Source organism: Ekhidna sp. ABH4_415 (assembly GCF_056161305.1).
The window spans coordinates 1-12,374 of the sequence record NZ_JBSWYW010000007.1; the positions used below are offsets into that span (position 1 = coordinate 1).

Here is a 12,374-nt window from a genome sequence, read left to right on the forward strand (position 1 = left end):
TTTATCGGGTGTTGCTGCAGGAACGACGGATCTTGGAACATTTACAGGCACAACGATCACCGATAATGTAACCGTAAAAACGGCCTTACAGGAAGTAGAGACGGCTGTTGAGGCGGCAGGTACACCACCGGCCTCCAGTGTTACATCCACAGCGACGGGCAACATCGCCGCGACGAATGTAGATGCCGCGATTGCAGAGTTGGAGGCGGAGAAGCTGGCCCTGGCCGGCGGTACAATGACCGGCAACCTGGACATGGGAGCAAACAATGTATTAACGACTGGAACCGTCGATGGTCGTGATGTGGGAGTAGATGGCACGAATCAGGATGCACTTCAAACTTTATCGGGTGTTGCTGCAGGAACGACGGATCTTGGAACATTTACAGGCACAACGATCACCGATAATGTAACCGTAAAAACGGCCTTACAGGAAGTAGAGACGGCTGTTGAAGGATCATTCGATTTAAGCATTCATACATCATTCACAGCACCTACAGACGGTGATGTATTAACATGGGATAACACCAATAGTAGATGGGATGCATTGGCTCCTGCCGGACTCATTCTTCCTGAGACACAATCACTTAGTGAGGTAGGACCATTATTAGATCTTACCAATACCGGTGGAGGTTCAACTAACGTGTTAACCAATAGTGGCAATGGTGATGTGCTTCAGTTAAATCAAAACAGCACAGGCGTAGGACGTGGAATTTATCTCCAAATGGCCAATACATCAGATGATATTGGACTAGATATCAATTTCAATAATACCGGATCAACAGCAAATGCCATTGATGTTGACTACCTCGGTACTGGCCATGCAGCTTATTTCACTGCAAATGCAGCCACAAATTCGGTTGTTTCAATCGAAAACTTCAGCGGATCGGGAGCGGCCTTAACACTTAACCAAGTAGATCCAACGACTACCGTTCTTCTTGATTTTAGAGATCAAGGAGGAACTGTAGCGACTGTTACTGATGATGGTATTATAACTGCAGCATCATTCGTAGGTGATGGTAGCACATTGACTAATTTAAATACAGCAACCTCACTTTCTTTTAATGCACCTACAGACGGTGATGTACTAGCATGGGATAATACAAATTCAAGGTGGGACGCTTTCGCACCTCCAGCCGGAGATTATTTCATTGATGGTAATGGAAATAATATTGGTGGTAATAGTAATCCAGTGTCACTTTCAACAGGTGCGAACAATGTTATTTTGGGCTTCAACGCCGGGGGAAGCATTACAACTGGTTCCGATAATGTGGCAATAGGAACAAATGCAGATAATTCCATTGCCACTACGGGTGGAAATATAGCGATTGGAACGACGGCTGATGCAAACGGAGGAGACGCCATCGCCATTGGGACCAACGCAGGTGCGGATGGCATAAACGCTGCATCAATGGGTGTTTTCGCAAGTTCAAACGCCAATTCAAGTATTGCCATTGGTGGAAGTTCATTAGTAGGAACTGGCGCAAATAATAGTATTGCAATAGGAGCCGGAGCGACCGTAAATGCAAGTGTAACAGATGCAGTTGCAATTGGACCGAATACTGTTGCAAATACAATCAACACGGTGGTTATCGGTGATGGTACAAATTACAACCCGTTCGTTGGAATAGGAACAAACGCACCGGCTGCTACATTGGATGTTGGTGGAACAGACGCAATTAAAGTTCCGGTAGGAACAAATGCTAATCAGCCTGCAGGGGTTGTTGGCATGATCCGATTTAATACGGATATTGCCGGGTTTGAGGGCTATGATGGTGCATGGAAGCCGATAGGAGGGGCACCTAATTTTCAGATGGGCTTGGTTGAAGATTTAGAAGATGTCGTTTTTGGGACATCTACTCCTCCTGTTTTTCAGGCTGCTGGTGCTAATAAGCATTTGGGAATTGAAGCTGAAACCGCTCAGGCGATCTTTAATGCTACTTCCTTTGGATTCCATTCAGAATTAAGATTAGCCAGAGGAAATGGCACCAAGGGGGGAGGGGAGTCAGAAATTTCTATCGGGGATATGTTGGGAGAAATAGCTTTCGTCGGTCGTGACAATGTTTCGGTATATCAAGTTGGGGCAACTATTGGGGCTCAAGCAACAGATACCTATGCCGGCACAACTGGTACTGACCTGATTTTCAGTGCCACGCCTACTGGCACGAGCACTTTGAATGAAATGATGCGTATTAAGAATGGAAATGTGGGCATAGGAACAACTGATCCAAGAGCACCACTTCAAATCGGAGGAGAACTCGGGATGGGACATTTTCGAAATGATTTACAAGCTATTTTAGGAGATGCCATTCTATCCAATCTTTACCCGGATTATACCAATGTCACTCAAAATCAACTTTTACGCACAAATTCCGATTCTGCAGCATTTATCTTTTTTGACGATGGGGAAATACTTTTCTTAAATGTGGTAAATGGAGCCCCTGATTCACCTGTCAATTTATCCGGTGGTGATGTGAACAACTGGATGGAGATGCGTAATGATGGAAATGTATACGTAAATGAAGGGATTGTCCTCGGATCCCCGGGTGTGGGAAATGAGCAGCCGGGCATGTTGAGGTTTGAAGCCGGCGCATTCGAAGGTTGGGATGGAGGATCCTGGATAGGTCTTGGTGGAGGAGGTGGTTTCGCTTCAGATCTGAGCGAATCTGTTAACGAGGAAATCATTTTTGGATCTACAGCAGGTGCCTCTAATTCTTTTGGGGTCGGAAACTTTCAGATAGGAAGTGCTGCTCCTTCTGGCAAAGCAGTGGTATCTGCATCCTCTTATAATGGAGGAATTTCAGAATTCCGCCTGACACGAGCTAACGGTACTCAGGGTGGAGGTGAAAGTGGTATTCTGATTAATGAAGCAATGGGGGAAATCGTTTTTGAAGGATACGAAGCTGGTGGAACTTATGCTTTTGGTGGACAAATCCGAACCGAAGCTTCTGAGAACTGGGCCGCACCATCAAATCTAGGGTCAAGAATGATATTTAGCACGAATCCTACGGGAGGTGGTAGTTTGGTTGATGGATTATCCATTGAAGGAAATAGCGTTGGTATCTTCGACGCTGGCTCACTGTACATGGATGGAAATGGTGCAACTACCGGAACCATCATTTTTGCCGATGCAGATGGCTCTGAAAGCATAGGATTCAAAGCTCCGGACGTTATGGGAGTGACTAATTCTGTAGTGTATACCCTTCCGGATGGTGACGGAGCGATTGGTGAGGTATTGACGACAAATGGATCGGGCATACTGAGCTGGACTCCTCCGGGTAGTCCTTCATTTACCATGGGTTTGTTCGAAGACACGGATAACGTTGTATTTGGCACAACAACCCCTCCAGCATTTTCAGCAGGATCACCTCAGAAACAACTAGCGGTAGATGCTGAGGGTGGGCAAGCAATAATGGCTGTCAATTCTTATGGTGCCTCCTCAGAATTACGCATCACCCGGACAAACGGAACCAAAGGAGGTGGAGAAGCACCAGTAGCGTTTAATGATCCAATAGGAGAAATAGTATTTGCCGGACGTGATGATGTTGCGGGGTATCCGGTGGGTGCTGCAGTTCGGGCTGAGGCCACAGATCCTTATTCTTCAACTATTTATGGAACCGACCTGATTTTTGCTTCAACACCGCAAGGAACGGGGGCAACAGCTGAGGTCATGCGGCTACAAAACGGAAATGTAGGTATTGGTACCACTACACCTGCATCTACGCTTGATGTCAATGGAGAGATACGAGCGACTAATGAAATCATCACTCCATCTGGCGTTATTGATGCGGTTCAGGTCAATCAAAATACTGCAGCACGCGGGGTATTGGTTAATATGAACGGTGGTGTAGCCACAGGGATAGAAGTAATCAATAGTGGTGGTCCTTCCATTGTTACAGATGGAGATGTGGGTATTGGAGTTGCTACACCTTCCGGTGCTTTACATGTAGAAGTTGGTTTAGGAACAGCAATTGTTGAAGCAACGAGTAATGTGAAAACGGGGCTATTACAAATTAGAAATAATGATGCAACGGATGGGGATGCATCTCTCAGATTTGTTAGGGGAGGCAACCAAGTAGTAATGGGGATTGACCAATCTCAGGGTAACAGCTTCAAAATAAATACAGGATCTATCCTGACGGATGGTGCTGCTGACTTTGCCATCACCCCAACGGGAGATGTAGGCATTGGTACTGCTGCACCTGCAGCAAAGCTTGATGTGAATGGTGGTATGGCTGTAGCATCAGACGTAAATTTGGGTGGTAACCTGATAAGTGCTGTCACTGGCCCATTCAATATAGATCCGGTGGCAAGTGACACTCGAATAGTCACGCTTGATGGTGGTTCGATTAGTGAAATTGTTGCTGGACAGCAAGGACAGGAAATAATTCTTATATCACAGGCCGCTGGAGTAGATATAGTAGATGTTGATAATGCGGGTACAAATATTCAGTTGGCGAATAATAATCCTACTTACACAATGAATGTCAATGCAACCTTACACCTTGTTTATATCGGTACTTTTTGGGTAGAAATAGGCAGAAGTCCTCAACCATAATAAGATGAAAAAGTATTCACTTATTATATTATTAATTAGTCATTTTAGCTTTTCCCAATCCATTACTTTGGGGGACTCTACTTCTTTGTATGTGGGAGATGGTACCACCTTCTTCTTTGGCGGAAACACCACCTTTAATGGCTCGCTTACCAATATCGGAACTATCGTGAGCTACAGCGACATGGATTTTGTGCTAAATACTGATATTGGTAATATCAAATTCACGGGCAGAGCAGATCAGGAGCTGAATGGGGATACGTTGGATGTGGGAGATTTTATCGTAGATAAGCAAGGAAAACTGGTTTTGCTTACTGATCGAGTCCTTGTTTCAGGAGCTTTAGAAACTATTAATGGAGTCATTGATGCGGAGGATGAGGATGATATTCTCGTCACAGGTAGTTCTCAGGGTAGCGGCCAGGGGTATGTAGAAGGGAAACTAGTAGGGCTTTCACAGGGAGGTCCGGTTACTTTTCCCATGGGAGTGAACAATGCGCCCAACTACGTGACCATTGCTAATTTGCCCGTAAATACGGTTTTAAGTGTAGAGTGTAAAATTCCTGATCAAAGTACCCTTTATCCGGGAGAAGATATGGTTGGGATTAGCGATGAAGTAGAGTGGATATTAAAAGTAAATGGCGATTCGGTTGAAGCCCAGGTCTCCGTCAACTTTTCAGGTGTGGACTTAGAAAATTTTTCAAATGGACAAAACATTAGATCCAGGGCTTATGAGCCAGCCATTGTGGTGTTTTCCAAAACTGACACCCTCTTTCATGCCTTGAGTGGAACGGTAAGCAATGCTGATGCTACTTTCTCATCCGGAGTAATTACATCAGAGGAGTCAATCTGGATCACACAGGAGGGAAGAAGAATGGCTATTGCATTGATTCCAATTATTGTAGAGCCCACTTTTTATGTACCTAATGCCTTTGCCCCTTATGGGTCAATTGCAGACAACCAAATTTTCCGTCCGTACTTTGCGGGTGCAGTTATTAGTTCTTTCACCTTCTCCGTATACGACTCTTTCAACCAGGAAGTATACAGCGTTAATCAATCAGCTGCCGATGTAGATATCACACAATACGGATGGAATGGAATTTTACCATCCGGGCAAGAGGCACCTGATGGTGTATACTATTACACCGTGCGTATATTAGCTGAATCTGAAGAGTACACGAAAACCGGTTCAGTTTTATTGCTAAAATGAAAAAGGTCCTTATATACCTGATTTGTGGTCTTTCTTTCTTTCTGCTTAGCGCACAGGAGGGACAGTTTTCACAATACTTTGCGAGTGGAACGATTTTGAACCCGGCGTTTACAGGTACCGTCCCCAACCTCTCATTCAATTCAAACTATAAGCGTGGTGGATCAAAGAGTTCAGACTCATTCCTGGAGCTCATGCAGGTTACCTTCACATATCCGATTAAAAAAACAACCAGTAAAGATTTTCAAATTGGAGGGGTAGGGCTTTCTTTTTTTCAGGAGAAAAGAGGATTTGAAGGAATCTATAGCTCCAGAAAGATACTTTTAACCGGTGCATACACGTTTCGCCTGAGTAGGTTTAAAAATCGAAACGTCATATTCGGACTGCAAGGAGGAGTGGTGGAGCATCGGATAGATGGAAGCAAGCTCACCTGGGGCTCACAATTCAATAAATACATAGGATTTGATAATACCTTGGTGGGTGAATCCGTGGGAGCCAATCCCATTTATTATCCTACATTCAATTTCGGAGTGATTTACTCTGCTTTTGACAATGAAAACAGATACATTAGAGATAAAAGTCTTCTGGTTGGATTAAGCGTCGATAACTTAAATCGACCATTAGTGGCCATTGATGGTTTAGAGGGGGCTCGAAAAAGCTTCCTTTTCAAGGGGTTTGCCTCTTCGAAATTTTTGATGGCTCCAAGATGGTATATCCATCCTTCTGCATATGTTCTGTATTCTCAGGGTAAAGAACAGATTAATGCCGGGCTTTACTTTAGCACGCTTGTCACTTCACCTCGGGCCAAAAGGTCTGTTCAACTACAAGCAGGCACGTGGTACCGCCTCGAAGATTCCATTATAGTCTTAGCTGGATTTGAAATCGAAAATTTGCGTATTGGCTTTAGTCTGGATTTAAATACTCAGTCATTCGATATCACAGAAGCTGAAGGAGCTCAATTGCCTACATACGAGGTTTCATTAACTTACAACCTGGACTTGTCCAATCCTTTAAGAAACATATCCAGTCCGATATTCTGATATGAGAAAAATCTTACTGTCGATTATTTTGGCACTGCTGGTGTCAGCATTATTCGCACAATCCGTTCCACGCCTGTTGAGAATAGCTGATGACCTGTATCAAAACGATCGCTACCTCGAGGCAATAGAGTTTTATGAGCGGATTGTTGGTATAGATAAAAAAAATCATTTCGCACGTTTCAGGTTAGCATCATGCTACCATCGAACCTTGCAATATGAAGAGGCGAAAAGCGAATTTGTAACGCTTAGTAACATTCAGAATCATGAGTACCGTGCACGTTCATTGTATAATTATGCTAATCTACTGAAGCAAGAGAGCCGATTTAAGGAAGCAGATTCCCTCTATTTCTTTTTGATATCCGTTCCTGATGCTGAGCCTTACCTGGTGGAGCTGTCCAGAAAACAGCGTGAGGGGTGTCAGCTGGCTTTGAGACAGGAAAAAGCAGACAGGGGATTCAGTATTCAATCATTAGACGACATTAATTCCCGCTTTCACGATTTTGGAGCGGTTATCAATCCTTCGAATAATCAACTGGTATTTGCATCAACGAGAAAACTGGCTGGAAGTCAATATGAAGGTAGTCAATACGAAGGATTGCTACCTGATCTGGTTTCTTTTGAAAGACGCAGTAACAATAGGTGGCGCTCGTCTTCTTCTGATCAAAAGTTCGCTGATTTGAATACGCAGTGGGCGGAAGGGTCTGGTTCTTTCACTAAAGACGGCCAAACGTTTTATTTCTCTTCTTGCCGGGGGCAGGGGGGAGCAGACTGTGGAATTATGGTAAGCTACCTGGAGGATGGTCAGTGGTCAGAACCGCAATTTTTGAATGATTATATCAATGAACCAGGTTCCGAGAACAAACAACCTTCCATATCTGCAACTGGCGATACGTTGTTTTTTGTTTCCAATCGATCAGGAGGAAATGGAGGTAGCGATATTTGGATGAGTTTGAAGGGTTTGGAAAAGGAATCGTGGACTCCTGCAATCAATATGGGAGCAGTGATCAATACTCCGGAAAATGAAATTACACCTTACTATTCATCTGCTTTTGAGTGCTTACTTTTTGCAAGCGATGGACACGTAGGATATGGAGGATACGATCTGTTTGCGGCTAAAGGAGAATCCTTTTTTGAGCCACAGATTTATAATCTGGGAGATCCATTCAATTCCACCTGGGATGATACCTATTTCAACATCTCCGATACGGTTGGATTTTTAGCTACTAATAGAGAAGATCATGAAATACTAAATATCAGTTACTTCAGTGTGAGTAATGAACGCCTATTCTTATCACTACTCATATCTGGTGAGTCACTGATAGACGCCAGGTTAGCCTCCAAATTCAAGGATGTAAAATCATTGGATTTGGTTACATTCAGGGTGGAGGATTATGCTGGCTATGACCTTTACGAACCCATTAGACCAAGCAAACCAAAGCCTAAGATTTTGCAGAGTAATACGACTATCGGAGAGATCAGCGAGTATTCATTTGAACGATTGTTTTTCAGTTATGGTCTTTCGGACTTGAGGCCTGAAGCACAGTCTGCGTTAGCTAGTCTGGTCAGACAGATTGAAGGTAAGGCTGTGGAATCCATTGAAATATTAGCTTTTACAGATAGCATCGGACCCACACAGGCCAATATCATTCTAAGTAAAAACAGAGGAACTTCTGCAAAAGATTATCTGGTTTCCTTAGGAGTAGATTCGGCTATTATCAATGTGTTGCCAAGAGGTGAATTGCCTTCAGAAGGTGTAAATGATCATTGGTTTAAACGAATTCTTAAGCGGCGAGTGGAAGTGATTGTAAAAGCCAGGGAACCACTCAATTTTAAAGTAGCCTTACCCTACATCGTAAGAAAAACGATCACAATTAAGCGATTGGCTACAGCATTAGGGATTTCAGAGGGTAAACTAAAGCAATGGAACGGCGAACTAAAAACCATGCTTACTGCGGGAGAAACGATACGAATTATGCCGGATGAAGTGAAAGACACACCTGTTTCTTTTGTCGTAGGTGAGGAAGATTTTACACTATTCGCGTCCGGTGGAAGCTGATTATCCCTTTGATACCAGGATGTAGGCACCCCAGTTGTATGGATTGGAGTCTATTTTTCTGAACTCAGTACGTGCATTGAAAAATGCTTGCTGCGGATTTTTCTCTACCAATAGCTGTTTGTAAAACAGATTCATGAAGTTTCTGGCTGCCTGGTCATTGATCTTCACAAGAGAAAGTAAAACGTTTTGCGAACCCGCTACTAAAAACGAACGCTGAAGTCCAAAAACTCCTTCACCGTTTTGCACCTTACCAAGCCCCGTTTCGCAGGCTGCAAGCACCACCAGGTTTGTTTCATCTAATACCAGGTTCATTGCTTCATATGCAGACAATAATCCGTCATTTTCGCTGGTTTCAGACTTGCTTAGGAATAGTCCCGAGCTGTGAAGTGGATCGGTGTGATTTGGATCCTCAATGAAGTAACCATGGGTAGCAATATGGATGATTCCTGGATTCGAAAAGCTTTTAATTTTATCTTCGGTTGCCTCTGAGAAATAATACGTCTCGGTTTTCCAGCGCCTTACATCCAGTATTTCCGAAATATCGCTTGCTTCCCGTTCAGCACCTGGCAATTGCTTCAATGAATACCCCTCTATTTTAGAAAAATCCGGGTTACCAAAGATTTTTGCATCTGTCGCAAGCGATTGATCTTCACGATATAACAAGTCCTTACCACTGGTTATATTGATAATATTGTATTTATCTGCCATGTATTTATTGGTGCTGGCATCAAAGAACACAACGGGATTTAACTTATGAAAAATACCATCGGGAGAGAGGTATATTTTGTTTATATCTCCTAGTTGCTCATCTACCGGATTCCAGAAAACGCCGTAGCTCAGCTTATCCTTGATCCCAAATTTCAGTGAGTTTCGGTAGCTTGCAAAAGCTTTATCAAATTGTTCAACATCCAACCTCACCGGAATAAACGTGCTATCATCTTTGATGATGAACGCAACATATCTAGGCTGATCTTCAAAACCTTGCTCAATTTCTTCATCAATAACATCTACAGTATAATTTCTGTATTGAATGATGTCAATCATGGCCGTGCTATCTCCTAATGAGTTACTGATTTCACCCCAGTGATGATAGGTAGTACGTTCCTGATCAGCAAATACCTTAAACTTTCTTGCCAAATCTTTTTCCAGCTGAGCGCATTCTTCTTCTAGGTGCGTAATGGAAATGCCTTGCTTTATACGATCTTCTTCGGTAAGCAGGTAAGCCTGAGCCAGGCTGTACTTTTTCTCTCTCCAGGTATTGTAGTCTTGCTTGATTTTATTGTCATCACTGGTCTGGATCAATCGACGCATTTTTTCTGATGCATAGAATAAAATACCACGGGTATTCAGGAAGTGGTTCAATGCATTTTCGGCATACTCAGTGTAGATATTATCACCTTTAAATGCTAGTGAACAAAAGCGCTCAATGTTGTATCTGGTTTCATCAAAATATAGTTTTCGCTGCTTATCAGTCAAGACAGGGAAGATATCCTGCATGTGCTTAATCTCTGCATCAAGGGCATGATCAAAGGATTCCATAGCAGATTGATAATCTTTGACGATCATGTAGTAAAGCCCCAGGTCATTAACTGTCTTTATGTACTGCGGATGATAATTACCAAGCGCGTGAGCCCTTATTCGCTTGGCATCTTGCAATAGCTTTCCGGCTAATGAGAAGTTTCCAAACTGGAGATAAAGTAGCGCTACATTATTGAGTGAAGTAGCATAGTTGGCGTGCTCAGTTCCATAGATTACTTTGTCCATATCCAGCACTTTCATATAAAGATCCAGTGCTTTCCCTAGATCGCCTTTTTCTTTGTAGATACTAGCCAGATTACTCAGGCTGTTTGCATAGTCCGGATTCATAGATCCGAACAAGTCCAGGAAGCCTTGAGAGCTCTCCTTGAAGCACTCTTCAGCTTTTTCAATATCACCTTGTCGCTTGTAGATAGTGCCAAGGTTGTTGATCATGTAAGGACGGATTGTGCGAATATCACCAGCTACATCCAGCGCTCGGGTCATATAGTCATTCGCAGACTTGAGATCGTTGAGACGGTAATACAAACCACTAAGGCCATTAAGTGTCTCAAGCATTACAATGGGATCATTATTGTACTTTTCTTCCTTTTGTTCAAGGTTGTAGAGGAGGTAGTTTTCCGAATCGGAATATTCACCCTGTTCGATTTTAAGTGCAGAAAGACGGTCGATCGCACGTAAATATTGGACCTCATTTTTTCCTTTGGCCATCTCCACTGCTTTCAGGAGCTCTGTCTCGCTTCTGCTAAGGTCTCCAAAGTCCCGAAAGGTCGTTCCCAATTCTATTTGTAGTGATATTCGTATTGAATCATTGTATGAGCCCAGCTCAATGGCCTGATTTAAAGCATCAAGGCTTTCCTCAAAATTTCCTACCTCACGATGGTACACCCCCTGTGCGAAGTAGTATCGAACTTGTGCTTTAGGATCATCAGCATATGTACGTTCTGTTACTCTACCTGCAAGATCAAGGTATTTACCTGCTTCGTTGAACTTTCCAAGTTCCTGATATAGGGCAGACAAGTTGTAATAGATGCCCAGAAGATCTTTTTGAATGGAATCTTGGTTGCTCACCTTGTTGCTGATCGCATTGTGAAATGCAGTAAGACTTCTTTGGCGGTCATTTACCTCCCATAGTACAAGGCCTACGTTGTTGTACAATCCTGCAATCCCGATTTCTGTTACACAGTTGCCGGAATCAAGGTCTGTTAGTAATGAGTTAGCGTAGAATTTTGCTTTGAGTGGATAATCGTATTTGAAATGGTTAGCACTATCCAGTTTCTGAAGACATGTTTGACCACTGGAGTGGAAGCTCAAAATAAGAATTAGACCTACTGCAGCAATTCGGAACATATGTATCCTCAGATTTAGAAAATGAATTTAGCAAGGATATGGAAATCTCACCTTCTATATGACTCTTTTCCTATCAATAACGACACATTTACGATGAAAAGGGTCTAAAAGTCAATAATAGCTTGCGCCTGGTCTTGCAATCGCTTTAGGTAAGACTCATCTGAGATTTTCCCTTTCTCCATTTTTCCATTGATGCGAATCAATTTAGGCTTTAGGGCAAGCACATGCATGCCGAGATAGTTGAAAATATCAGTAAGATGACTCATGGCCATTACACCACCCTGAACACCCGATGAAAGGCCGACCAGTGCGCATTTTTTTCCTTTGAGGGTTCCGGGAAATTCCAATGCGTCAAGGAAGGTTTTCAAAATCCCTGGAAAAGACCCATTGTACTCAGGCACAATGAATACAAATTTCTGAGCGTGCTTCATGTGCTCTCTAATGGGATTAAAATCGACATTAGTACCTTGATTTTCATAAAGAGCAGAGCTAATAAAATCAGCAGGAAGTTTTTCCAGATCGATGATAGTGGAATCCACTCCATTATTGGTCAGAATCTCCTGATATTGAAGTGCTACTTGTTTTGATATGGAATTTTTTCTGTTGGTGCCGCTTATGATGGTTATCATACAGGAT

At 43.0% G+C, this 12,374-nt stretch carries 6 protein-coding genes; 4 read left to right on the forward strand and 2 right to left on the reverse strand.

Annotated features, from left to right (window positions below; genetic code table 11):
* From ACXAH9_RS13025 to ACXAH9_RS13040, 4 genes are all read left to right on the forward strand, one after another.
* The coding region (locus ACXAH9_RS13025; RefSeq protein WP_474895295.1) for a beta strand repeat-containing protein at positions 1 to 4,555 on the forward strand (4,555 nt) is incomplete at its 5' end.
* Positions 4,556 to 4,559: 4 nt separating this feature from the next.
* Positions 4,560 to 5,759 (forward strand): FlgD immunoglobulin-like domain containing protein, encoded by a 1,200-nt coding sequence (locus tag ACXAH9_RS13030; RefSeq protein ID WP_474895296.1) that lies wholly within the window; start codon positions 4,560 to 4,562, stop codon positions 5,757 to 5,759.
* Positions 5,756 to 6,796 carry a PorP/SprF family type IX secretion system membrane protein gene (locus tag ACXAH9_RS13035; RefSeq protein ID WP_474895297.1) on the forward strand — a complete coding sequence of 347 codons (1,041 nt, stop codon included), beginning with the start codon at positions 5,756 to 5,758 and terminating at the stop codon, positions 6,794 to 6,796. Before ACXAH9_RS13030 ends, ACXAH9_RS13035 begins: the two co-directional genes overlap by 4 nt.
* A 1-nt stretch (position 6,797) precedes the next feature.
* Positions 6,798 to 8,852, forward strand: a complete 2,055-nt coding sequence (locus ACXAH9_RS13040; RefSeq protein ID WP_474895298.1) for an OmpA family protein — start codon at positions 6,798 to 6,800, stop codon at positions 8,850 to 8,852.
* Here ACXAH9_RS13040 and ACXAH9_RS13045 read toward each other — a convergent pair whose 3' ends face one another.
* Together ACXAH9_RS13045 and ACXAH9_RS13050 are read right to left on the reverse strand one after the other, a co-directional pair.
* Positions 8,853 to 11,738, reverse strand: a complete 2,886-nt coding sequence (locus tag ACXAH9_RS13045) for a CHAT domain-containing protein (RefSeq protein WP_474895299.1) — start codon at positions 11,736 to 11,738, stop codon at positions 8,853 to 8,855.
* Positions 11,739 to 11,842: 104 nt separating this feature from the next.
* A complete protein-coding gene (locus ACXAH9_RS13050) occupies positions 11,843 to 12,367 on the reverse strand; it encodes an NADPH-dependent FMN reductase (RefSeq protein WP_474895300.1) in 525 nt (174 codons plus the stop codon).
* Positions 12,368 to 12,374 lie beyond the last annotated feature (7 nt).